The sequence below is a fragment of the Brachybacterium alimentarium genome (genome assembly GCF_002332425.1).
Lineage (GTDB): Bacteria > Actinomycetota > Actinomycetes > Actinomycetales > Dermabacteraceae > Brachybacterium > Brachybacterium alimentarium.
The window spans coordinates 23,192-45,838 of the sequence record NZ_NRGS01000005.1; the positions used below are offsets into that span (position 1 = coordinate 23,192).

Genomic DNA, 22,647 nt, shown 5'->3' on the forward strand with positions numbered 1-22,647 from the left:
TCTGCGGTGAGCCGTCCGCTCAGAGCAGCCCCTGGGCCTCCGTGCCGGCGGGGATCGGGGTCATGCGGGTGACCACGGCCGGCTTCTCGACCAGGTCGGCGATGTCGGCACGGAAGATGTTCACCTGATCGCTGTCCCCGTGGGTGTCCAGCGCCTCGACGGAGGACCACTTCTCGATCATGGTGATCGTGCCGTCCTCGGCGTCGTGGATCGAGTACAGCTCGCAGCCCTCCTCGGTGTGCACGGCGGCGATGCCGCGCTGCATGGCGTCGGCGAGCTCCTGCTTCCGGCCGGGCTTGGGATAGAAGACGGCGGTGACGACGACAGCGCTCATGAGGGCTCCTGATGCAGATCGGGGGAGTGTGCGGAGCCCCCATCCTGCCTGGTCCCGCGGGACACCTCCACCTCGTCCGAGCGGCGGGCGCTCAGCGCGCGGTCCACGCCTCCCAGAGCGTCGCGTAGAGCCCGTCTCCCCGGCTGAGCTCCTCATGGGTCCCGGAGTCCACGACGCGGCCGTGCGCCATCACCAGCACCCGGTCGGCGGTGACGGCTTGGGAGAGCCGGTGGGCGACCACCAGGCCGCCGCGGCCGGTGAGCACCGCCCCCGCCGCCGTCTCCAGATCGCGCGCGCCCGAGGAGCCGGCCTCGGCGGTGGCCTCGTCGAGGATCACGAATTCCGGATCGGCCAGGACGATGCGCGCGAGCGCCAGCATCTGCTCCTGCATCGCCGTGAGCGAGTGCCCGCCATCGCCCACCACGGTCTCCACGCCCTCGGGCAGAGTGCGCATCCAGCAGTGCGCGCCGACGGCCGTCAGCGCGGCGAGGACGTCGTCATCGGGCGCCTCCGGGCGGGGAACACGCACGTTCTCGGCGATCGAGCCGCTGAAGACGTGCACCTCCTGGCTGACCATCGAGATCCGAGCGCGCAGCTCGTCCGGGGGCAGGTCGCGCACGATCGTCGAACCCAGGCGCACCGTGCCGTCGGTGGGAGGGACGGTGCCGGCCACGATCTGCGCGAGCGTGGACTTGCCGGCGCCGGTCGCGCCGACGACCGCGACGACCTCGCCCGGGGCGATGCGCAGGTCCACGGCGGAGAGCACGGGATGGTCCTGCTCGTAGGCGTGGCCGACGCCGGTGAGCACGAGGGCGCGGTCATCCGGCGCGCCATCCGGAACGTCACCCGGCACATCCTTCGGCCCGTTGTCCGAGACGGCCTCCGGAGGCGCGGCGAGTGCACGTCGTGCGGGCCTCGCGGGCAGGTCGATCACGCCCACCATCCGCGAGAGCGAGGCGCCGGCGGACTGGATCTCGTCGAACATCCCCACCAGGGCACCGATCGGGTTGAACAGGCGGTGGAACAGCAGCGCGGCCGTCGCGACCCCACCCGCCGTCAGACCGTCGGCCTCGACCAGGAGGAACCCTGCCACCAGCAGCGCCGCGAGCACCACAGCCTCGGCCCGGTTGTTACGGGAGAACGCGCGGGTGAGGAAGCGGAACACGTCGATCGACAGGGTGCGGGCGTCGGCCGAGGCACTGTCGATCCGTGCCAGCTCGATGTGCTCCCGCTCGTAGGCGCGCAGCGTCGCGGCGCCGCCGATGCCGCCGAGCATCCGCTGGGAGCGCACCCCGAAGGCGATGCGCTCACGGGCGTAGATCGGCCCGGAGCGCGGCAGGTACCAGCGCAGCGTCAGGGCGTACATCGGCACGGCGAGGAGGCCGACGAGCCCCAGCCGCCAGTCGACGGCGGTCATGCCCGCAGCGGAGACCACCACCACGAACAGCGACTGCAGGAACATCGGCAGGATCACCGAGGCGGCCTCGGTGACCACCCGGGAATCCTCGGCGACCCGGGAGACCAGGTCGCCGCGGCCCCCGCCCTCGACGACGGAGGAGTCCACCGCAAGGGCGGCGTCGAGCACGTCCTCGCGCAGGGAGGCGACGGTCGGTTCGGCGAGGGCCCCCATCCACCAGCGACCCAGCCACGTGCCCAGAGCGCCGACGAGACCCGAGGCGAGGATCCATCCGGCGCCCTCGAGCACGGGCCGCATCGAGGTGCGCACGCGCAGCTCGTCGACGAGGCCGCCGACCACCCACGGGCCGACGAGCCCGGCCAAGGCGGTCACCAGCCCGGCGCCGGCGATCAGGAGCAGCAGGCCCACGTGACCGGTGAGCAGGGGGCGCAGCGTGGCGAGGACGCGTCGCCCGGAGGCGGTGGGCAGGATCATCGGGTGCCCCCGGCGGAGTCGTGGGGAAGGGCCGGGGCGTGCGCGGTCGCCACCGGAGCACCGGGGATCTCGTGGACGTCGTCGGCCAGCGCGCGGAAGGCGGGGGAGGAGGTCAGCACGATCGTGGTGCGTCCAATGCGCTCCCGTCGCACGCCACGGGCGATCTGCCACTCGGTGACCGAGTCGACGGCGCTGGTGGGGTCCTCGAGCACGAGCACCTCGGGGTCGGCGTACAGCGCCCGGGCCAGGGCGATCCGCTGGCGCTGCCCGCCGGAGAGGTTGCTGCCGGCTTCGCGCACCTCGTGGTCCAGGCCGCCGGTGACCACGCCGAGCACCTCGTCGGTGGCCGAGGCGGCGAGCACCGACTCGGGCACCGGGGTCTCGCCGTCGTGGAGCATCGTGATGTTCGAGCGGAGGGTGCCGGCGAAGAGGTCCGCCGCATGCGGGGCGCTGATGATCGTGCCCGCCCGGGGGCGCGCGATGGCGCTGCGGGCGATGCCGCCGACGAGGACGTGCTCGCTGCCCGCGCCACCTGCGAGGGCCCGGGCAAGGCGGCCGGCCACCACGGGATCCGCGGCGTCCAGGACGCACAGCGAGCCGGCGTCGATCCGCAGGTCGAGGGGAGCCTCCAGGCCGAGGTCCAGGGCGTCGAGGAGGACCGTCGCGTCAGACGGCATCGGGCCTGTCGGATCCTCCTGCTCGCCGCCGCGGAGGAACTCCGCGATCTTCCCGGCCGCGCCGTGGGAGCGGGCGAAGACGGTCATCGTCATGGTGAGCGTCTGGATGGGCTCGGAGAAGAAGACGGCGACCCCGATCACCGAGACCAGCTGCCCCACGCTGAGATCTCCGGTGGTGACCCGCCAGCCCGCCACCAGCACGACGCCCGCGAGGATCAGGCCCACGCTGAGCACGCCGAGCGCCGAGACCCGGCCGGAGACGTCGGCGGTGCGGATGCCCGCCCGCGCCGCCCCGGCGGACGCGCGCTGATAGCGCTGCGAGGCCCAGCGTTCGCCGCCGACGGCCTTGAGGATCCGCAGCCCGCCCATGGTGTCGCTCGCGACGGCTCCCGCCTCGGCGACAGCCGCCTGCTGGTCACCGCTGCGCCGGGAGATCACACGGGAGGGGCCGGCGACGAGCAGGAGGGCCAGCGGCACGCCGAGCATCACGACGAGCCCCACCAGGGGGTCTGCCCACAGCAGGTAGGCAGAGGCGCCGGCGATGCCGATCAGTGCGGAGCCGCCCGACGCGATCTGTCGGAAGAGCATCGCGGTGACGTCGGCATCCGCCGAGGAGAGCGAGAGCACCGCGCCGGGGCGACGGCCCGTGAGCGCACCGCGCGTGAGCAGGGCATGCTGCGCGACCTCGACCCGCAGGTCGTGGGCCTCGAGCTGCTGTGCGGTGTTCATCCGCCGCGCCCCGAAGCGGTAGGCGAAGGACAGCACGGCGAACAGCGCCAGCAGCGCAAGGATCGAGATCAGCAGGGCGATGCGGTCCCGGGGCACGATCGCGTGGTCGACGATGAGGCCGATGGAGATCGGCACGATCGCCTCGCAGAGCTGCCAGGTGGACATCAGCAGCAGTCCGGGGATCACGAAGCCCAGGCGACGGCGCACGGCACGCCGGAGCAGGGAAGCGCTGGTGGGCAAGAACGGCATGTGGCCTTCGGGACGAGGAGGTCGAGGGGGCGAGACCGGGGTCGGCTCTGAGAAGGCAAGCCTAATCTGAGGGAGATGCGTGGGGCGGGGTGGTCCGCCGGCGGTGCTCAGCCGGCGCTCTGCAGGCCCACCAGCTCCGCGCTGCGCTGCCACAGGGCCTCGGCGAGCGCGAGGTCGTCCGCCTGCGGATTCATGCGCCCGGTGGGCCGGTCCTGGTCGTAGTAGCGACCGGACGTCCAGGTGGAGCCCGGGGTCCCGGTGAGGAACCAGGCCAGGATCGCCCCTCCCTGCTCGGGGCTGATCATCGGCAGGAGGCGCGCCAGCGGCGAGTGGTAGAGCCAGCGCATCCAGCTGGCGGACGAGGCGGAGAAGCTGGTGCGCACCAGCCCGGGGTGGAAGGCGACCGCCGAGATCCCGTCGGCGTGGAACTTCTCGTGCAGGCTCCGGGTGAACAGCACGTTCGCGAGCTTCGCGTCCCCGTAGGCCTTGCGGGGCGAGTAGCGCCGAGTGTTGTCCAGGTCCTCGAGATCGAGGTGCGCGAACAGTCGGTGCGCCACGCTCGAGGTGGTCACGACGGACGCGCCCCCGGGGAGCAGGCGCGGCAGCAGGAGATGGGTGAGCAGGAACGGCGCGAGATGGTTGACCTGGAACGTCTTCTCGAAGCCGTCGACGGTGGGGGTGCGGTCTCCGAAGATCCCGCCCGCGTTGTGGGCGAGCACGTCGATGCCGTGCTCGCCGGTGGCCTCCGAGAGCTCGTCCGCGAGACGGCGCACGTCCTCCAGGCGAGCGAAATCGGCGACGAAGTGCTCGGCGTCGACCTCGCGCGCGACTGCCGCGGTCTTCTCGGGGGACCGGCCCACCAGGAGCAGGCGGTCCCCCTGACCCGCGAGCTGTCGGGCGGCGGCGGCGCCGATGCCGTCGGAGGCGCCGGTGATGATGAGGGTGCGTGCATGCATGGTGATCAGTCCTCTGGGTGGTCGTCGTCGGCGTCTGAAGGGCGCTCGGCGGGATGCGGTGGCAGGAGAAGGGCGAACGGGACAGGATGGAGCATCCCCTGCCCGAGTGGAAGGACCCTCCCATGACCGAGCTCGCCCCCGGTGACGACAGCTTCCTCGACGACCTGATCGCGCTGCGTCGGCGACTGCACGCGGCGCCCGAGATCGGCCTCCAGCTGCCGATGACGCAGCAGCTCGTGCTCGAGGCGCTCGCCGGTCTCGACCTCGAGATCACGCTCGGCACCGAGACCAGCTCGGTGGTCGCCGTGCTGCGGGGCGGCCGTCCCGGCCCGGTGGTGCTGCTGCGTGGAGACATGGACGGGCTCCCGCTCGTGGAGGACACCGGACTGCCCTACGCCTCGACCAACGGCGCCATGCACGCCTGCGGCCACGACCTCCATGTGGCCGGCCTGGTGGGTGCGGCTCGGCTGCTCGCCGCGCGACAGGAGGAGCTCCCCGGATCGGTGATCTTCATGTTCCAGCCCGGCGAGGAGGGGTACGACGGCGCCGGCGTGATGCTGCGCGAGGGCGTGCTCGATGCGGCCGGCGAACGGCCGATCGCGGCCTACGGCGTGCACGTCTCCGCCGACGTGCGCACCGGACTCGTCACCGGCCGCCCCGGCACCCTGATGGCTGCGTACTCCGTGCTCGACGTGCGTGTGGTGGGCCGAGGAGGGCATGGCTCGCGCCCCCATGAGGCGCTGGATCCGGTGCCCGCGACCGCCGAGATGATCTCTGCGCTGTATGCGCACGTCACGCGCCGCTACAGCGCCTTCGATCCGGTGGTGCTCACCGTCGGCGAGATCCATGCCGGCAGCGCTCCGAACATCATCCCCGACCAGACGCACTTCCGAGCCGGGGTGCGCTCCTTCAGCACGGCGGTCACCCTGCAGCTGGTCGACGAGCTGCCCCGCTTCGTCACCGACATCGGCCGCGCCCACGGGCTCACGGTGCGCGCGACCATGCGCAACGTGCTGCCCGCCACGATCAACGACGCCGTCGAGGCGGAGACCTTCGCGCAGACGGCCAGTGACCTCTTCGGCGAGGACCGCTACCAGGAGCTGGAGAATCCGCGCACCGGTTCCGAGGACTTCTCCCGCGTGCTCGCGGAGGTCCCCGGCGCCTACGGCTTCGTCGGCGCCGCGAAGGACTTCGATCCGGCGGACATGCCCGCCTCGAACCACTCGCCGCAGGCCCGCTTCGACGATTCGGTGCTCGCGGACCAGGCTCTTCTGCTGGCCACTCTGGCGTGGGAGCGCCTGCGAGCCGCGTCGTCGGGAGGCGGGGTCGCGGAGGGCTGAGCCCGCACGGTCCCTGTCAATGCCAGGCCGTCCGAGACAGTTCCCTCGGGCGAGACGGCTCGGCATCGCCCGGTCGCCATGCCACAGCCCGGTCACCGCGGCGGCGTCCCGGAAGGCGCGGGGCTCACGGCTGCCCGTGCAGGTGGCCGCGCAGATACCGGCCGGTGGCCGAGGCCTCGACGGCGGCGACCTCCACCGGGGTGCCGGTGGCCACGATCCGCCCGCCGTCCTCGCCGCCCCCGGGGCCCATGTCGATCACGTGGTCGGCGTTGGCGATCATGTCCAGGTCGTGCTCGATGACCACGACGGTCGCGCCGCGTGAGACCAGACGATCCAGGACCGACAGCAGGGTGCGCACGTCCCGCGGGTGCAGGCCGACGCTCGGCTCGTCGAACACGAAGAGCGCATCGTCCTGACGGCGGTCGATCTGCCCGGCGAGCTTGAGGCGCTGGGCCTCGCCGCCCGAGAGCGCCGGGGTGTCCTCGCCGAGCGTGAGGTAGCCGAGCCCGAGATCGATCAGCGCCTGCAGCTTCTTGCGCACCGAGGCGATGTCGCCGACGGCCTCGATCGCCTCGCTCGCCGTGAGCGACATCAGATGCGGCAGGGAGATCCCGACGGCGGAGTCGGCGCGCGGGCGCAGGATGTCGTCGGCCTCCGGGCCGTAACGGTGCCCGCCGCAGTCCGGGCAGTCGATGTCGATGTCCGGCAGGAACTGCACGTCCAGCGAGACCCGTCCGGTGCCCTCACAGCGCGGGCACCGCAGGGACCCGGTGTTGTAGGAGAAGTCGCCGAGCTTCAGGCCCCGCTGATGGGCCGCGTCGGTCCGAGCGAACGCCCGGCGCAGGTCGTCCTGCACCCCGCTGTACGTGGCCACCGTCGAGCGGACGTTCACCCCGATCGGAGTGGCATCGATCTGGTGCACCCGCCGGATCCCCTCGTCCTCGAGGTCCACGACGTGGGCCGGCAGCGTGGCGCCGTCGAGCCGTGCCCGCAGCGCCGGCACCAGGGATTCGAGCACCATGGTCGTCTTGCCGGAGCCCGAGACGCCCGTGACGGCGGTGAAGCGTCCGCGCGGGATCTCCACCTCGAGCGCGTGCACCGTGTGCACCTCGGCGGTGCGCAGGCGCAGGCAGCCCGGTGCGAAGACGTCGCTCGCGGGCTGCTCGCGCACGACCACCGGTTCCCGGCCGTCGAGGAAGCCGCCCAGCTGGGAGTCCTTCGAGGCCTCGATCTCCGAGACCGTCCCGGAGGCGATCACCGTGCCGCCGTCGCGCCCCGATCCGGGGCCGATCTCGATCAGATGGTCCACGGCGCGCAGCACCTGCGCATCGTGGTCGACGAGCACCACGGAGTTCCCATCGGCCAGCAGATCGCCGACCAGGGCGAGGAGACCGTCGATGTTCGAGGGATGCAGGCCGATGCTGGGCTCGTCGAGCACGTACAGGACGCCCGTGGTGCGGTTGCGCACCGCCCGCGCGAGCTGGACCCGCTGGAGCTCGCCGGTGGAGAGCGAGGAGCCAGCACGGTCCAGGGCGAGGTAGCCCAGCCCGAGCTGCACCAGACGGTCCGCCATGGACTGCAGCGTCGCCACGAGCGCTCGCGCCATCGACCGCATCTCCGCCGGCAGCGGGTCGATGACGGTGGGAGCCCAGGCGATCAGCTCATCGAGCGTCTTCGCCGAGGCCTCGGCCAGATCGATCCCGGCGACGCGGGGGAGGAGGGCCGACGGGCGGAGGCGCGTGCCGCGGCAGTCGGGACAGGTGCCCTCGGTGAGGAATCGGGACACGCGGGACAGCCGCTTCTCGGTGTCCGCGCGCTTGAGCTCCTCGGTGACGGTCAGGCGAGCGTTGCGGAAGGTGAAATCTAGTTCGTGCAGGCCCTTCCTGCTGGTGACCGCGATGTGCTTCTTCTCCTCGGGACCGTCGAGCACCACCTCCCGCTCCCAGTCCTCGAGCTCCTGCCAGGGCACGTCGGTGCGCACTCCGAACTCGCGCGCGATGTCCGGCTGCACGTTGAAGCCGAACATCGACCAGGGCACCACGGCGCCCCCGTCGAGGGTCTTCGTCGGGTCGGGCACCAGGGAGGAATCGTCGACCGTGCGGATCACGCCGGTGCCGGTGCAGCGCGGGCAGGCGCCCTCGGCGTTGAAGGCCAGCTGCTCCGCGCCGGGCGGGCTCACCTGCTCCCCGCACTCGGGGCAGGAGATCGGCACCTCCGCGGCGACGTCGATCGTCGGGTCGAGGCGATGGCCGTTCGGGCACACGTGGGAGGCCAGGCGCGAGAAGATCAGCCGCACCACGTTCAGCAGCTCGGTCGAGGTGCCGAACGTGGAGCGCACCCCGGGCACCCCCGGCCGCTGACGCAGCGCGAGGGCCGCGGGCACATGGGTGACCTCGTCGACGTCCGCCCGCGGGGCCTGCGACATGCGGCGACGCGTGTAGGTGGACAGCGCCTCGAGATAACGACGCGACCCTTCGGCATGCAGCACGCCCATCGCGAGCGAGGACTTCCCGGAGCCGGAGACCCCGGCGATGCCGACCACCGCGTGCAGGGGCACGTCGACGTCGAGATCGCGGAGGTTGTGCACGCGGGCGCCGCGCACCTCGATGGCCGTGGGCTGATCGCCCTGTCGCTGATCGCTCGGTGACTCACTCACCTGCGTCACGCTACTCGAGGGCCCCGACAGGAGGCTCAGGCGGACTTCTTGCCGGATTTCTTCGCGGTGCCGGTCTTCTTCGCGGTCCCGGTCTTCTTCGTGGACGAGCCGGACTTCGTTGCTCCGCCGGATCTCTTCGACGTGCCTCCGGACTTCTTCGAGGAGTCCGACGCCTTCGTCGAGCCGTCGGACTTCTTCGTGGGGCCGGACTTCTTGGTCGACCCGTCGGACTTCGTCGTCGAGCCGCCGGACTTCGACGTATCGCCTCTGCGCTTCTGCACGCTGCGTTCGAGCGCGTCCATCAGGCTGATGACCTTGCCGCCTTCGTCGGATCCCTCCTGCGAGCGCTCCTTGCCGAAGGTCTCGTCGGTGTCGACGGATTCCCCCTCCTCGAGCTTGGCGTCGACCAGCTCGCGCAGCTGCGCCTGGTACTCGTCGGAGAACTGCTCGGGGTCGAAGTCGCCGCTGAACTGCTCCACGAGTGCGGAGGACATCTCCATCTCCTTGGCAGAGATCTTCGACTTCGAGGGGGCGAAGTCCACCTCCTTGAGGTCGGTGGGCCAGCGCAGCGTCTGCAGAGCCAGCAGGTCCTCATGGATCCGCAGCACCCCGAGCCGGGTCTTCGTGCGCAGCGTGAAGGTCACGATCGCCGTGCGCTCGGTCTTCTCGAGGGTGCGCCGCAGCAGCACGTAGGCCTTCGCCGAGCGACCCACCGGCTCGAGGAAGTACGAGGTGCCCAGCAGGATCGGGTCCACCTGGTCCGACGGCACGAACTGCACCACGTCGATCTCGTCGCTCTCCTCCGCGGGCAGGGCGTCGAGCTCCTCGTCCGTGAGGACCACCGTCTTGTCGCCGTCGTCGTAGGCCTTGTCGATGTGCTCGTAGTCGATCTCTCGCCCGCACACCTCGCAGCGTCGCTCGTAGCGGATGCGGCCGTGGTCCTCGTCGTGGACCTGGTGGAAGGAGATGTCGTGGGAGCGCGTCGCGCCGTACAGCTTCACCGGGACGTTGACGAGCCCGAACGTGATCTCACCGCTCCATATCGCACGCATGCCTCATGACATCACGGACTCACGGCACATGCCAGGAACGATCGGTAGGCCGTGCCTGCACCGTCCCCGTGACGGATCGTGTGTTCGGGGGCACAGTATCTCCATGGCTACCGATGAGCAGAAGGTCGAGATCGACGGGCGCACGCTGAAGCTGTCGAACCTCGACAAGGTCTTCTACCCCTCGACCGGCACCACCAAGGGCGAGGTGATCGACTACTACCGCCGCGTTGCGCCGGTGATGATCCCGCAGATCACGCGCCGTGCGGCCACCCGGAAACGATGGGTCGACGGCGTGGGCACGACGGAGCATCCCGGCAAGGTGTTCTTCCGCAAGGACCTCGAGGACTTCGCGCCGGACTGGGTGCCGCGGGTGGACCTGGAGCATCGCGAGGGGACCTCGACCTACCCCTTGGTCGACGAGACCGCCGTGCTGGTCTGGCTCGCCCAGCTCGCGGCGCTCGAGATCCACACCCCGCAGTGGCGGGTCGATGGGGACCTCGAGCCGGTGAACCCCGATCGACTGGTGCTGGACCTCGATCCCGGCGAGGGCGCCGGACTGCCGCAGTGCGCGGAGGTCGCGCAGTGGTGCCGCGAGATCCTCACCGACATGGACCTGGAGGCGTATCCGGTGACCTCCGGCTCCCAGGGCATCCATCTCTACGCGCCGCTGGACGGCGCCAGCACCGCCGACGAGGTCGACCAGGTCGCCCACGAACTCGCCCGCGCGCTCGAGGCCGACCATCCGGACGACGTGGTCAGCACCCAGAAGAAGACGCAGCGGACGGGCAAGGTGCTCGTCGACTGGTCCCAGAACAACGGGCACAAGACCACCGTGGCTCCGTACTCGCTGCGCGGACGGCTGCGGCCCACGGTCGCCGCCCCGCGTAGCTGGGAGGAGATCGAGAGCTCGGACCTCGCCCAGCTCGAGTTCACCGAGGTGCTCGACCGGATCGACGAGGGCACGGACCCGCTGGCGCCGCTCGGCGCCGAGACAGGTGCAGGGGCCACCGCCGAGCCCGGCCCGTCGGCGGAGCGGGCTCGGGACCGGCTCGAGGTCTACCGCTCCAAACGCGATCCCGGGAAGACCCCCGAGCCCGTGCCGGAGCCCGACGTCGGCGCCGAGGCGGCGCAGCGCGCGCTGGACGACGAGGCCCCCATGTTCGTCATCCAGGAGCATCACGCCTCCAGCCTCCACTGGGACTTCCGCCTCGAGCACGACGGTGTGCTCGTCTCCTGGGCCGTGCCCAAGGGTCCGCCGCTCGACGTCGACGTCAACCGCCTCGCCGTGCAGACGGAGGACCACCCGCTCGAGTACGGGACCTTCGAGGGAACCATTCCGCAGGACGAGTACGGCGGCGGGGACGTGATCCTCTGGGACACCGGCACCATCGAGGTCGAGAAGTGGCGGGAGGGCAAGGAGGTGATCGCCGTCTGCCACGGGCGGGACGACGGGGGCCTGGGCGGCGTGCCGCGACGGTTCGCCTTCATCCACAGCGGCGGGATGGGGAGGGCGAAGACCTCCGCAGCGAAGGAGAAGGCCCAGGCCAACTGGCTGCTGCACCTGATGAAGGAGCAGCCGGGCGCCGATGAGACGACGGGAAGCCGTCCGGCATCCGGCGGCAGCGGCCGCCCCTCCGGCCCCGATGGGCGCGGATCCTCCGGCCGGAGAGGCACGTCGTCCCGCCCCGGCGCCTCGGCCTCCGGCTCCGGCACGCCGGGGACGGAGGAGCCGATCTCCCCGATGCTCGCCACCCTCGGCAGCCGGGAGGACATCCGCGACGAGGAGGAGTGGGCCTTCGAGATGAAGTGGGACGGGATGCGCGTCATCGCCACCCTCACCCGCGACGGCCTGCGCCTGACCAGCCGCGGAGGCAAGGACATCACGGCCACCTTCCCCGAGCTCGCCGAGCTGTCGGCGGCCGTCGACGCCGACGTGCTCGCCGCGGGCGAGACCGTGCTCGATGGTGAGGTGGTCGCTCTGGACAGCAAGGACCGGCCGTCCTTCTCCAGGCTCCAGCAGCGGCTGGGCCTCACCCGCGAGCGGGACGTCCAGCGGGTCCGCCAGGACGTGGAGGTGCACGTGATGCTCTTCGACCTGCTGGTCCGGGGAGGCGAATCGCTGCTGCGCCGCCCGTACCGCGAGCGTCGCGACGCCCTGTTCGAGACGGTCGAGCCCTCCGAGCACGTGCAGCTGCCCCATGCTGATCACGGCGATGTCGAGCATGCGATCGAGCTGTCCCAGCGGCTGCAGCTCGAAGGGGTCATGGCGAAGAAGGAAGCGAGCGTGTACCAGCCAGGCAGACGATCGCGCACCTGGATCAAGATCAAGAACGCGCGGCACCAGGAGGTGGTGGTCGTCGGCTGGCGTCATGGAAAGGGTGAGCGTTCGGGCAGCATCGGATCGTTGCTGCTGGCCGTGCCGGATGCGGAGGGGACCTTGAGCTACGCCGGCCGGGTCGGCACCGGATTCACCGATCACGACCTCGAGCAGATCGCGAGCACGCTGCGCTCCCGGACCCGGAAGACCCCGCCGGTCCCGGACATCCCCGCTGCGGATCGTCGGGACGCCGAGTGGGTGCGCGCGGACCTCGTCGGCGAGGTGCAGTACACCGAGCGCACCGAGGACGGCCGGCTGCGTCATCCGGTCTGGAGGGGATGGCGAGCGGACAAGGACGCCGGTGAGGTGGGCTGGGAGGAATGAGCGCCGACCGGCGAGCACCCGGTCGACGGACCGAGCGGTCGTCGTGCCCCGAGGGCGCGGATCGCATGGTGCGCGCGACACTGACTGTGCAGGCCAGTGCCGTGAAAGAGGGTGCCGCCAGGGGTCGGGACGTCGTGCCGCCCGTAGGGTGGGTCACATCGGGGAGCGGAGCATCCCCGGCATGCCGTAGTCTCCTCGTAGTCGTTCGCACGATTCCGCTCCGGCGGGACAGCACACGCCACACCCTCGGGTGGTGGAGCACGGGTGCTGGGGCGGAGGGCCGCACGGCGCTGGATGCCTCTTTCGGAGGCGACCGACGACGGTCGCGCAGAACCACCTACGAAACTGAGTATTCATCACCGCCTCCGCACTGCCCACGCTTGACGACGTTGCGACGTCACCCCTCTCGTCCGCGCCGATGGCCGCATCCCTGGCCGTTGCAGCGCACCCCACCCTCTCCTGGCTCCGAGCCGATGACGACGTCCATGTCGCCACGCTCGCCGGGGAGTTCGCCGGTCATGTCGTCAGCCCTGCTGCTGACGCACCGGCCCACACGGCCTTCGGGCCCTCATTCGGCCGCATCGGCGACTTCATGTCGCTGGCCGCGGCTCAGGCGGCCCTCGAGGCCGCACATGCACCCCTTTCGGGCAGCGGTGACCGTATCGGTCGCTGTGACGCCTGGGGTGCGACCCATCCGGGGCGGCGCCGTCGCCACGGATACCCGGGCCACGAACGTGGTTCACGACAACGAAGGAATATCGCCATGGCTACTGGCATCGTCACCTGGTTCAACTCCGACAAGGGCTACGGCTTCATCGCCCCCGAGGACGGCTCCGCCGACGTCTTCGCGCACTTCAGCGCGATTCAGGGCACCGGCCGCCGCGACCTGGAGGAGAACCAGCGCGTGGAGTTCGAGACCGAGCAGGGCCCCAAGGGCATGCAGGCAGTGAACATCCGCGGCATCTGAGCGCCTCGGCCGATCTCTGATCGGCACTGACGACCGACGGGTCCGCTGAGCGGATCCCGGTCAAGACCTCGACGCCCGTCGAGTCCGGCTGCATGCCGGGCCCGGCGGGCGTCGTCGTCTGTCCGCGTCGCCTGTCCGGCCGGCCGGCGTACAGCCGCTGGTCGCCCGAGGATCACCACCTGCTGCGGCTCACCACCTGATCGTGTGCTGCCCGGCATCGAGCGTCCGCTCCCCGTCCGGGAGCCGCACCTGGGCGCGAGTGCCCGGGGGCACTGCGAGCGTCATGGTCGACGCCCCACGATCCACCTCCAACCGGATCTCTCCGAAGATCGTCGCGCGGATCAGGTCGATGCGACCGACCGACACCTCGGGATCGGGCTGGACGACGAACTCCTGCCAACCCTCGGGACCGCGCCGCAGACCGGCCACGTGCTCATGGATCCAGGTGGCCGGAGTGCCCATGAAGTAGTGGGAGCAGGAGCGCGGGTCCTGCCACATCTCCATGAACGTCGAGTTCCCGGCGTCCAACCAGGCCTTCCAGCCCGGCGCGGTGGGGTTGCTGAGCACCCGCATCGCCAGCGCCCCGTGCCCGTGCTCCGAGAGCACCGGCAGCAGGTACCGCACCCCGATGTGGCCGCAGTCGTGGTGATCACCGCGCGCCTCGATGTCGGCGACGAGATGAGCCACCACCGCCTCGACCTGCGCCTCCGGCACGATGTGGAAGGCCAGCGGCAGCAGATTGCTGGTCTGGCGATAGCTGTCCTCGCCCGGATCGCGGTACCGGCCGCGCTCGCTGTCGAGGAAGACGGTGTTCACCGCCTCCTCGAGAGTCGCAGCCTGCTCGCGCAGCTGGTCGGGGGAGAGCAGAGCACCGGGCGCTGCCGAGGTCGAGGCGTCGGGAGCGCCCGACGGTGCTGCGGTGGCCGGGCCCTCCGTGGTCCAGGGGTTGTTCGCCACGGCACCCACGGCCGCATCCGGCTCGGTCTCGGCGTCGGCGCCGACCAGCTCGAGGGCATGAGCGAGGGCGCGCAGACCCTGGGCGACGAAGAGGCTGCCGCTGAGGCGCTTGTCCTCCGGGGCGGGCCCGGGACTGCCCGGCGTCAGGTAGTCGCCGAGGACACCGCTGATCAGACCGTCCTCATCCCGCCGATCCCACTCATGGGCGAGGTAGGCGGCAGCGGCCTGGGCGTGCTCGCCCACCACATCGACCTCGCCGTACTCGCTGGCGAGCTCGTCCAGCAGCACCGGCAGCAGCGTGGTCCACTCCGGGGCCGGGGAGAGCTCCTCATAGCCCCAGCCGGGGTTCGGGGCGATCACCGACAGCGAGCCGTCGGCCCGCTGACCGTCCACCTGATTCGCGATCCACTTGCGCAGCATCCGGCGCATGTCGAAGCTCGCCGTCATCGCACGCAGACCCGTCAGCGCGTCCCCCGTCCACCCGTTCTTCTCATGCATCGGGGTGTCGGTGGGGACGTGGTGCATGTTGTTCGCGAGCGAGGCCCGCATCGCCGCGTCGAAGCGCTCGAGGTACTCGTCGCTGCTGGTCAGCATGCTCGCCACCTCGAGATCAGCATGGGCCAGAAGGCCGGTGACCTGGAGGTCCTGCAACGAGCCGAGGTGGGACCAGAGCTCCACGTACCGGAAGCCCTTGTAGCTGAACTGCGGCTCGAAGGAGCGGGCATCGATGCTCAGGCGCACCCTGTCCTCCTGGAAGCGCTCGGCGTGGATGTGCTCGTTGTCCGCATCGACGCTGCCGTCCGCGCGCAGCTTCTCGCCGTGGACGGCCGTGAACTCGAGCGGATCCTGCCCCGTCAGCTCGTACCGGCACCAGCCGGCGATCACCTGTCCCATGTCGAGCACCACCCGCTCACCGCCGGGGACCACGACCGGGGTGATCTCCTCCTGGATCACGACCGGCTCCTGGACCTGCAGCTGCATCCGCGGTTCCGGGATCGGTGCCGTGCGGCGCGCTCCGGTCCGCGGCCGGTCCACGAGCACCGGCTCCCAGTCGGAGTCGTCGAAGTCGGCCCGCAGCCACGCCGTCGGATCCTCCCGGCCCTCGAACACCTCGCCCTCGTACATCGAGTCGTGCAGCACCGGGCCCGGGGCCGTCCGCCAGCTCTCGTCGGTGCTGATCACCCGTGACGTGCCGTCGGCCTGCTCGATCCGCAGATGCGCCCAGGCGCGCACGGGCCCGCGCCAGGGCGCCTGCTCCCAGCGCCACACATTCAGGGTGTCCATGGCGTGGAAGCCGCGGCCCAGCGCGATGCCCAGGACGTTCTCGCCCACGCCGAGCAGCGAGGAGACCTCCGCCTCGCAGACCAGCACCCGGCGGCGCGGGTCGGTCAGTCCCGGGTCCAGGCGCGAGCTGCGGAACGGGGATTCACCGACGAAGGCGCGGAAGGCGCCCAGGCCGGTCACCAGCAGGCGCGCGGACAGCGGCGGCGAGGAGAGCTCGAAGGTGGTGCGCAGCAGGGGGTTCTGGGGATCCTCGGCCGGGGCCGTGATCCAGCGGGCGAGGGCAGGGTCGAGGTCCGTCATCGTGCAGGCCACCTGATCTCTCGAGTCATCATCGACGAATCCGCACAGTCTGGCACGCAGCATGCTGCGCAGGCCGCAGGCGACGGACGGGCGATCCCGTGGATCTCGCCGTGCCCCGCGCACCGGCTCCCAGGCGTCCCGAGGGCGCACCTGCCACCATGGCGGCATGGATCTGCAGAATCTCGCCCGGGCGGTGTGGGAGCGCATCACGCCCACGACCGCGCCGGACCCCGGCTGGTGGGTGCTGCTCGCGCTCGCCGCCGCCCTCGTGGTGGTCGCGGTCCCGACGCTGTGGCGCCTGGCGCGACCTGCGGTGACGATCGTGCACGAACTCGGGCACGCGATCATCGGGATGCTGATGGGCCGGCGCTTCACCGGTTTCGTGGTCAGCGGCGACATGTCCGGGCACGCGGTGACGGTGGGGCCGCGGCGCGGGTTCGGCCGGATCGCCTCGACCTGGGCGGGATATCCCGCGCCCGCGCTCCTCGGCGCGGTGCTGGTCCAGGTCGCCCTGCAGGGCTGGGCGAGCACGGCGCTGTTCGTTGCCCTGGTGGTGCTGGTGCTCTCGCTCGTGTTCACCCGCTCCGTGCACACGGTGCTGGCCGTGCTCCTCTCCGCCCTGGCCGTCGGCGCGACCTGGTGGTGGGGGAGCCCTTCGGTGACCGCCCTGGTCACCCTGGTGATCGGCGTGTTCCTGCTGATCGGGGCCTGGAAGCATCTGGGCGCCGTGATCACCGGCGGCGGCCGGGGCGACGACCCCGCCCAGCTGGCCCAGCTGACGCCGATCCCGGGCTGGCTGTGGATCACCGGCTACGTGGTGGTCCTCGCTGTGTGCACCTGGTGGGCGTGGACCGCGCTCGGCCCGCAGCTCTTCTGACCGGGGCGCGGCGTGACAGGCCGCGCCCGGCGGTGCATGCTCGGAGGCGGACGCCGCACTCGGGGAGGTGAGCGCGATGGAGTGGACCAGCTGGCTCGGGTTCCTGGACGGGCACGACTACACGATCGCGCGCGAGGTGATCCTCCGCGGTGTCGCCGCCGTGTTCGTGCTCGCCTTCCTGTCCACCCTGAACCAGTTCCCGGCCCTGCTGGGGGAGCGCGGACTGCTGCCCGCTCCCGACTACCTCGCCCGCACCGCCGGGCGCGGCGGCCCGACCCTGTTCCGCTGGCGACTGACGCCCTACAGCGATCGTCTGCTGCGGGTGATGTGCCTGGTGGGGATGCTGCTCGGGGTCAGCGTGATGCTGGGGCTGCCGCAGCAGGGGCCCGCCTGGAGCACCATCCCGGTGTTCCTCCTGATGTGGGTGCTGTACCTGTCCATCCATTCCGTCGGCCGCACCTTCTACGGCTACGGATGGGAGTCGATGCTGTTGGAGTGCGGGGCCGTCGTCGGCTTTCTGGGCTCCCAGGAGGTCGCACCGCCGCTGCTGGTGCTGTGGTTCCTGCGCTGGATGCTGCTGCGCCTCGAGTTCGGCGCCGGGATGATCAAGATCCGCGGCGACTCCGCCTGGCGGGACCTCACCGCCATGGACCATCACCATCAGACCCAGCCCATGCCCGGTCCGCTCAGCCGCTTCGCCCACCGCAGGCCGCGCTGGTGGCACCGGCTCGAGGTGCTCGGCAGCCACGCGGTGCAGCTCGGCGCGATCTGGCTGATCCTGCTGCCGCAGCCGGTCGCCTCCATCGGGGCGTCGCTGGTGATCCTCTCCCAGCTGTTCCTCGTCCTGACCGGGAACTACGCGTGGTTGAACTGGCTGACGATCCTGGTGGCGTTCTCCGCCGTCAGCGATTCGTTCCTGCGCTGGCTGGTCGGCGGCCCGTTCCCGGGGTGGGGCTGGGGCGGCCTGGGAAGCTCCGGGCCGACGGACTCGCCGCTGTGGTGGCATCTGCTGATCCTCGCCGTGTGCATCGTGCTGGCGGTGCTGAGCTGGAAGCCGCTGCTGAACCTCTTCTCCTCGCACCAGCTGATGAACGCGAGCTTCAACCGCTTCCACCTCGTCAACGCCTACGGCGCCTTCGGATCGATGACGACGCGGCGGTACGAGGTCGTCATCGAGGGCACCCAGGATCCCGCTCCGGAGACGGCCGACGAGGAGGCCTGGCGGCCCTACGAGTTCCGGGGCAAACCGGGGGACGTGCGCCGCCGATCCCGGCAGTTCGCGCCCTACCACCTGCGGTTGGACTGGCAGATGTGGTTCCTCGCGCTGCGGCCCGGCGCGGAGGACTGGTTCATGGCGCTGCTGGGCAAGCTGCTGGACGGCGATCCCGACATCCGTCGGCTCCTGCGCACCGATCCCTTCGACGGGGCGCCGCCGACGGGCCTGCGGGTGAGGTACTTCGAGTACCGCTATGCGTCGGCGCAGGAGCGTCGCGACAGCGGCGCCTGGTGGGTGCGCACCGATCTTGGGGTGATCGCGCGGACGTGAGCCCCGGGACCCAGCACAGCAGGGAGCCGGGAGGCAGGACAGCTGGGGCCGCGTGGACAGGTGCCGAAATGCCGGGCAGTGAGCGTCGCGTGCCTCAGACGTTGAGGAGGGCCGCGCGCACCAGCAGGATCACGAACGCGATCGACGGCAGGAACAGCACCGTGAGCCAGACCTTGCGGTACGAGAGGATCGCGAGGAATTCGCGCACCGTGGCACTGGGGACGAAGTAGAACGCCGTCGGTCCTCCGATCGCCTCGTCGGCGAAGCCGAGCTTCCGGGCCAGCAGTGCGGCCCGGAAGGCGTGGTAGCGACTGGTGGTGACGATGTACGGAGCCTGGTGGCCGGTGGCATCGAGGATCCGATGGGAGAAGACCAGGTTCTCCTCGGTGGTGCGGGACTCGGTCTCGGCATGGACCCGGTCCGCCGGCATCCCGGCGTCCTCCAGGAGATACTCGGCCATGGCCTCGCCCTCGGCGCGCGGCTCGTCCTCGCCGCGGCCGCCCGAGGGGATCAGCAGCGGGTCCAGGCCCTTGCTCAGCAGACGCTCGCGCTCGGCGACGCCGCGGTCGAGCCGGTTGCGCAGGAGCTTCGGGGGCTGCCCGTCGATCAGGCCCGAGCCGTGGATGATGATCCCTTCGGTGTCCAGCTGCCGAGGGAACAGCTGGTAGGGGACCGAGGCGCACAGGAAGACCAGGAATGCGAGCCCGATGTGCAGCGAGAGCAGGGCGAGCAGGGCTCCGGCGCCGATACCGATCGGGTTCAGGGTGACCACCAGGGAGGCCGAGGCGACCGGGGCCGCGAGCAGCGCGATCCCCACGAGCCCGGAGAGCAGGTTGCCCAGTGAGCGGCCCTCCTTGCGCACCATGGTCAGTCCGTTGCAGATCATGAAGACACCGAGCACCAGCACGCCCAGCAGTGCGAGGCCGCCGCCGGCGAGCACCAGCAGATCGCCCAGCGGAAGGGCGGTCGAGATCAGGCGTGCGAGGGTCGAGATGCTCGAGTGCAGCGCGATCAGCAGCAGCACCCCGTTGCGCACCCGTCGGCGGTCGCGGCGGAACACCACCAGGTACACCGCCCACCAGAAGGCCGTGCCGACGATAGCTCCCAGCATGCGCTGCTCCTCTCGAGATCCGAGGTTCCATCCTGGCACCCGCTGCGCCGTGCCCGCGCATCGCAGCGGCCGGTGCGTGATCACATCACGGACCAGTCGCTGCTCGCCGGGTGGCTGCGGAACCCGGACCCCGGACCCCGGAGCCCGGAGCCCGGAACCCGGAACCCGGACCGCGGAGCTCGGAATCCGGAACCCGGAGCAGGGAGCCCGGTGTGCAGCGTCTCCGCTGCGCACCGGGCTCCGGACAGGCTGACTCAGCGACCGGTCGGTGCCGCCGCGAAGGGGGCGAGGTGCTGGCCGATGTGAGCGGCGAGGACGTCGCTGTGCTGGGCCTGGTTCTCGGTGACGACCGCGAGGAAGCGGTCGTGGATCGAGGCGCCCGCAGCGTCGGTGCCGTTGAGCGAATCGCCGTAGCCCACGTGCAGGATCTGACGCGCATCGGAGGAACGGATCAGCTCCTGCAGGTCCACCCCGGCGAGCGAGGTGGGGGTGCGGTCCTCGTGCGCGGAGACCTGGTAGCTCGCGCGGGCCTTCACGTACGAGGCACGGGAGATGTCCCAGATGGCGGAGAACAGCTCCGGATCGTGGGCGGCGACCACCTCGACACCGCACAGGTAGCTGGTGCCGGAGGTCTTCAGGTGCACCAGGCCCTGGGTCGCCTCGACGCACAGCGGGTAGATCGAGAACTTGTCCGAGCCGGAGTGCAGGGAGATCTTGTAGCCGCCGAACTGCTCGGAGATCGCGTGGTGCGCCTCGAGGTTCAGGCGAAGCTCCTCGGTGTCGCCCAGGAAGTCCAGCCCCTTCTCGAAGCCGTCGACATAGCGCGGTGCGAAGCTGAACCAGGAGGCGCCCAGGCGCTTGAGCTCGGAGGCCAGGTAGAAGTGCTCGAAGAAGGTGGTCAGCCACTTCGTCTCGTCCACGGCGAACTCGATCTCGACCTCGTGCTGCGCATTGTCCGTCACGTGGCGGTACAGGCGCATCGACTCCACGACCGCGCGACCGTACTTCACGGCGGCGGTGAGGACGTCCTGCTCGGTGACCTCGATCTGGGAGTGGCCGACGTCCAGCGTCATGCCGACATAGCGCTTCTTCAGGTCCTCCAGGGAGTCCTCGAGCTGGTCCCAGGGGAGGGCCTCGGCGTCGGCCGCGGAGACTCCGGCGGTGACGTCGGCGACCAGATCGCCCGGATCCAGCGTGAACATCACGAAGCCGGCCTCGAGACCGCGGTCGATGCCCTCGGTGGTCTTGATGTGGTCGCAGTCGGCGCCGAAGCCGCTTTCCCACCCGGCCTCGACCAGGCCGAAGACGGCGTCGTCCATGACGGACCGGGCGCTGCGGCCCAGACGGTCCATCTCGCGGATCGACTGCTGGGCGAGGACCGGCATGACGCCGGGACCCTGGGTGGCGAAGGCGCGGGCCTGCCCGGGGGTGGCCAGGCCCGTGCGGTCACCGGTGCCGACGGAGGTGCGGTGGCCGCTGATCTTCTGGGGGCGCAGAGCCGGGAAGGCAGTCTGCAGCGCGCGGGCGTTCGCGGTGGACAGCGGCCCGGTGAGCACGTGGCTGTCGCCGGCCGCCGAGGCCTGGCCCTCGAAGGCGGTCAGGGCGTCGGCCGCGGAGGCGACGAGCTGCAGGGAACGGGCGGAGCCGTCGTAGCGGATGCTCGCCTCGAGGGAATCGTTGCGCAGGGTCATGGGGTTCTCCGTTTCGGTGGGGTGGTCGGGATCGAGGTGGGGGATGCGCGGCAGGCGCGGGATGCAGCGCGGGCCGCGAGGAGCGGGTATGCGGGCGGAGGGGGACAGGCGATCGCTCAGGGGCCGTTCGGGAACTCCAGGAGCACCTTGACCTCGCTGGTGGACCCGCCGGCAGCCTCTTCGAGCGCGGTGCGGGCCTCGGTGAACGGCACGATGGCGGTGCGGATCGGGGAGACGTCCACCTGCCCGGTGCTGAGCAGCTCGATGAGTGCGGGGAAGACGTCCCGGCTGTTGCGGGAGCCCAGCACCGTCAGCTCCTTCTTGATCAGCAGCGACTGATTGAAGGTCACCTCGGCCGTGCCGTTGCCGATCAGCGCCAGTCGCGCGCCGACGGCGGCCGCCTCGATCGCATTCAGGAAGGAGACCGGCAGCCCGGTGGCCTCGCAGACCACGTCGAAGCCGTCCCCGCCTGTCGCGCCGGCGATCACGTCCGCGAGCGGGGTGGACGAGAGGTCGACGGTGCCTTCGGCGCCGAGGGATGCGGCCAGCTCGAGCCGGGAGGGAACGACATCGGCGACCCACACGCGTGCGCCGCGGGTGCGCGCCGAGAGCATCGTGAACAGACCGATCGCGCCCGCGCCGAGCACCAGCACCCGCTCGCCCTCGCGCACGCCGGCCCGCAGCACGGCGTGATAGCCGATGGAGAACGGCTCGACCAGCGCCAGGTCCCGAGGGTCCACGCCGTCGGCCCGGTGCAGCCGGTCCAGCGGCATGGTGATCAGCTCCTGGAAGCTGCCGTCGCGATGGACGCCCATCGTCTCGTTGTGCATGCACGCGTTGACCAGTCCGCGGCGGCAGGAATAACAGGTGTCGTCCTCGAAGTAGGGCACGCCGGTGACGATGTCTCCGGGAGCGAACCGGGCTGACCGGGCGGCGTTGTCAGCGTCGCCAGCGTCGCGAGCGTCGTCAGCGCCGTGGATCTCGAGGATCTCGGCGGAGAACTCGTGACCGGGCACGCGGGGGTAGCTGGCGAACGGCTGCGTGCCGCGGAACGTCTGGATGTCCGAGCCGCAGATCCCCGCGTAGCGCACGCGGAGCAGAGCCTCGCCGGGGCCAGGGCGGGGCGCCTCGACCTCGGCGACCTCGGCGCAGCCCGGTTCGGTCACCTGCAGTGCTCTCATGGTGCTCCTTCGGGGCTGCGACAACGGCGGCGGCGGGTCAGTGCGTGATTCCAGTGCCCTGCCGGTGCGCAGGGCCGTCTCTACAGCGTAAACGATTGCATCCACAGTTTCCACGTGGAGGGGTCGTCCGTGGACTAGGATTCCGGAG

The 22,647-nt window shown here is 71.0% G+C and carries 15 protein-coding genes; 5 read left to right on the forward strand and 10 right to left on the reverse strand.

All coding sequences use genetic code 11. From position 1 onward, the window contains the following. Positions 1–19 precede the first annotated feature (19 nt). The 4 genes from CIK71_RS03395 to CIK71_RS03410 form a co-directional block, all read right to left on the reverse strand. The gene (locus tag CIK71_RS03395; protein ID WP_096163786.1) at positions 20–334 is read right to left on the reverse strand and encodes a putative quinol monooxygenase; all 315 of its coding nucleotides are present in this window, start codon (positions 332–334) and stop codon (positions 20–22) included. A gap of 91 nt (positions 335–425) precedes the next feature. Beyond that, positions 426–2,225 carry an ABC transporter ATP-binding protein gene (locus CIK71_RS03400; protein WP_096163787.1) on the reverse strand — a complete coding sequence of 600 codons (1,800 nt, stop codon included), beginning with the start codon at positions 2,223–2,225 and terminating at the stop codon, positions 426–428. Further along, positions 2,222–3,880: an ABC transporter transmembrane domain-containing protein gene (locus tag CIK71_RS03405; RefSeq protein WP_217990142.1), complete on the reverse strand. Its 1,659-nt coding sequence runs from the start codon at positions 3,878–3,880 to the stop codon at positions 2,222–2,224. Before CIK71_RS03405 ends, CIK71_RS03400 begins: the two co-directional genes overlap by 4 nt. A 107-nt stretch (positions 3,881–3,987) precedes the next feature. Next, positions 3,988–4,836 carry an SDR family NAD(P)-dependent oxidoreductase gene (locus CIK71_RS03410; protein ID WP_096163788.1) on the reverse strand — a complete coding sequence of 283 codons (849 nt, stop codon included), beginning with the start codon at positions 4,834–4,836 and terminating at the stop codon, positions 3,988–3,990. A gap of 122 nt (positions 4,837–4,958) precedes the next feature. Here CIK71_RS03410 and CIK71_RS03415 point away from each other — a divergent pair, with 122 nt between their 5' ends. After that, positions 4,959–6,176, forward strand: a complete 1,218-nt coding sequence (locus CIK71_RS03415; RefSeq protein WP_096164206.1) for a M20 metallopeptidase family protein — start codon at positions 4,959–4,961, stop codon at positions 6,174–6,176. Positions 6,177–6,300: 124 nt separating this feature from the next. On the opposite strand, the gene CIK71_RS03420 is transcribed toward CIK71_RS03415, so the two are convergent. Together CIK71_RS03420 and ku are read right to left on the reverse strand one after the other, a co-directional pair. Beyond that, the gene (locus CIK71_RS03420; RefSeq protein WP_096164207.1) at positions 6,301–8,832 is read right to left on the reverse strand and encodes an excinuclease ABC subunit UvrA; all 2,532 of its coding nucleotides are present in this window, start codon (positions 8,830–8,832) and stop codon (positions 6,301–6,303) included. Positions 8,833–8,867: 35 nt separating this feature from the next. Further along, the gene (ku, locus tag CIK71_RS03425) at positions 8,868–9,884 is read right to left on the reverse strand and encodes a non-homologous end joining protein Ku (RefSeq protein WP_096163789.1); all 1,017 of its coding nucleotides are present in this window, start codon (positions 9,882–9,884) and stop codon (positions 8,868–8,870) included. A gap of 103 nt (positions 9,885–9,987) precedes the next feature. On the opposite strand from ku, the gene CIK71_RS03430 reads away from it, so the two are divergent. Further along, on the forward strand, positions 9,988–12,585 hold the full coding sequence (locus CIK71_RS03430; RefSeq protein WP_096163790.1) for an ATP-dependent DNA ligase: 2,598 nt from the start codon (positions 9,988–9,990) through the stop codon (positions 12,583–12,585). Between the two features lie 763 nt (positions 12,586–13,348). Continuing rightward, complete coding sequence (locus CIK71_RS03435; protein WP_096163791.1) at positions 13,349–13,552, forward strand: cold-shock protein; 204 nt, start codon at positions 13,349–13,351, stop codon at positions 13,550–13,552. Positions 13,553–13,741: 189 nt separating this feature from the next. Here CIK71_RS03435 and CIK71_RS03440 read toward each other — a convergent pair whose 3' ends face one another. Next, positions 13,742–16,093, reverse strand: coding sequence for a family 78 glycoside hydrolase catalytic domain (locus CIK71_RS03440; RefSeq protein WP_176485523.1), 2,352 nt, complete (start codon positions 16,091–16,093; stop codon positions 13,742–13,744). A 166-nt stretch (positions 16,094–16,259) separates the two neighbouring features. Here CIK71_RS03440 and CIK71_RS03445 point away from each other — a divergent pair, with 166 nt between their 5' ends. Beyond that, positions 16,260–16,970, forward strand: a complete 711-nt coding sequence (locus CIK71_RS03445; protein ID WP_096163793.1) for a M50 family metallopeptidase — start codon at positions 16,260–16,262, stop codon at positions 16,968–16,970. Between the two features lie 76 nt (positions 16,971–17,046). Beyond that, positions 17,047–18,516 carry a lipase maturation factor family protein gene (locus tag CIK71_RS03450; RefSeq protein ID WP_096163794.1) on the forward strand — a complete coding sequence of 490 codons (1,470 nt, stop codon included), beginning with the start codon at positions 17,047–17,049 and terminating at the stop codon, positions 18,514–18,516. Positions 18,517–18,610: 94 nt separating this feature from the next. Here CIK71_RS03450 and CIK71_RS03455 read toward each other — a convergent pair whose 3' ends face one another. The 3 genes from CIK71_RS03455 to CIK71_RS03465 form a co-directional block, all read right to left on the reverse strand. Next, complete coding sequence (locus CIK71_RS03455; protein WP_096163795.1) at positions 18,611–19,627, reverse strand: YdcF family protein; 1,017 nt, start codon at positions 19,625–19,627, stop codon at positions 18,611–18,613. A gap of 254 nt (positions 19,628–19,881) precedes the next feature. Beyond that, positions 19,882–21,318 carry a tagaturonate epimerase family protein gene (locus CIK71_RS03460; protein WP_096163796.1) on the reverse strand — a complete coding sequence of 479 codons (1,437 nt, stop codon included), beginning with the start codon at positions 21,316–21,318 and terminating at the stop codon, positions 19,882–19,884. A 116-nt stretch (positions 21,319–21,434) separates the two neighbouring features. Next, positions 21,435–22,499, reverse strand: a complete 1,065-nt coding sequence (locus CIK71_RS03465) for a zinc-binding alcohol dehydrogenase family protein (RefSeq protein WP_096163797.1) — start codon at positions 22,497–22,499, stop codon at positions 21,435–21,437. Between the last annotated feature and the right edge of the window lie 148 nt (positions 22,500–22,647).

Bases quoted from the DNA above. Each gene is read 5' to 3' on its own strand.
- CIK71_RS03395 (WP_096163786.1), bottom strand. From the start codon at position 334: ATGAGCGCTGTCGTCGTCACCGCCGTCTTCTATCCCAAGCCCGGCCGG.
- CIK71_RS03400 (WP_096163787.1), bottom strand. From the start codon at position 2,225: ATGATCCTGCCCACCGCCTCCGGGCGACGCGTCCTCGCCACGCTGCGC.
- CIK71_RS03405 (WP_217990142.1), bottom strand. From the start codon at position 3,880: ATGCCGTTCTTGCCCACCAGCGCTTCCCTGCTCCGGCGTGCCGTGCGC.
- CIK71_RS03410 (WP_096163788.1), bottom strand. From the start codon at position 4,836: ATGCATGCACGCACCCTCATCATCACCGGCGCCTCCGACGGCATCGGC.
- CIK71_RS03415 (WP_096164206.1), top strand. From the start codon at position 4,959: ATGACCGAGCTCGCCCCCGGTGACGACAGCTTCCTCGACGACCTGATC.
- ku (WP_096163789.1), bottom strand. From the start codon at position 9,884: ATGCGTGCGATATGGAGCGGTGAGATCACGTTCGGGCTCGTCAACGTC.
- CIK71_RS03430 (WP_096163790.1), top strand. From the start codon at position 9,988: ATGGCTACCGATGAGCAGAAGGTCGAGATCGACGGGCGCACGCTGAAG.
- CIK71_RS03435 (WP_096163791.1), top strand. From the start codon at position 13,349: ATGGCTACTGGCATCGTCACCTGGTTCAACTCCGACAAGGGCTACGGC.
- CIK71_RS03440 (WP_176485523.1), bottom strand. From the start codon at position 16,093: ATGACGGACCTCGACCCTGCCCTCGCCCGCTGGATCACGGCCCCGGCC.
- CIK71_RS03445 (WP_096163793.1), top strand. From the start codon at position 16,260: ATGGATCTGCAGAATCTCGCCCGGGCGGTGTGGGAGCGCATCACGCCC.
- CIK71_RS03450 (WP_096163794.1), top strand. From the start codon at position 17,047: ATGGAGTGGACCAGCTGGCTCGGGTTCCTGGACGGGCACGACTACACG.
- CIK71_RS03455 (WP_096163795.1), bottom strand. From the start codon at position 19,627: ATGCTGGGAGCTATCGTCGGCACGGCCTTCTGGTGGGCGGTGTACCTG.
- CIK71_RS03460 (WP_096163796.1), bottom strand. From the start codon at position 21,318: ATGACCCTGCGCAACGATTCCCTCGAGGCGAGCATCCGCTACGACGGC.
- CIK71_RS03465 (WP_096163797.1), bottom strand. From the start codon at position 22,499: ATGAGAGCACTGCAGGTGACCGAACCGGGCTGCGCCGAGGTCGCCGAG.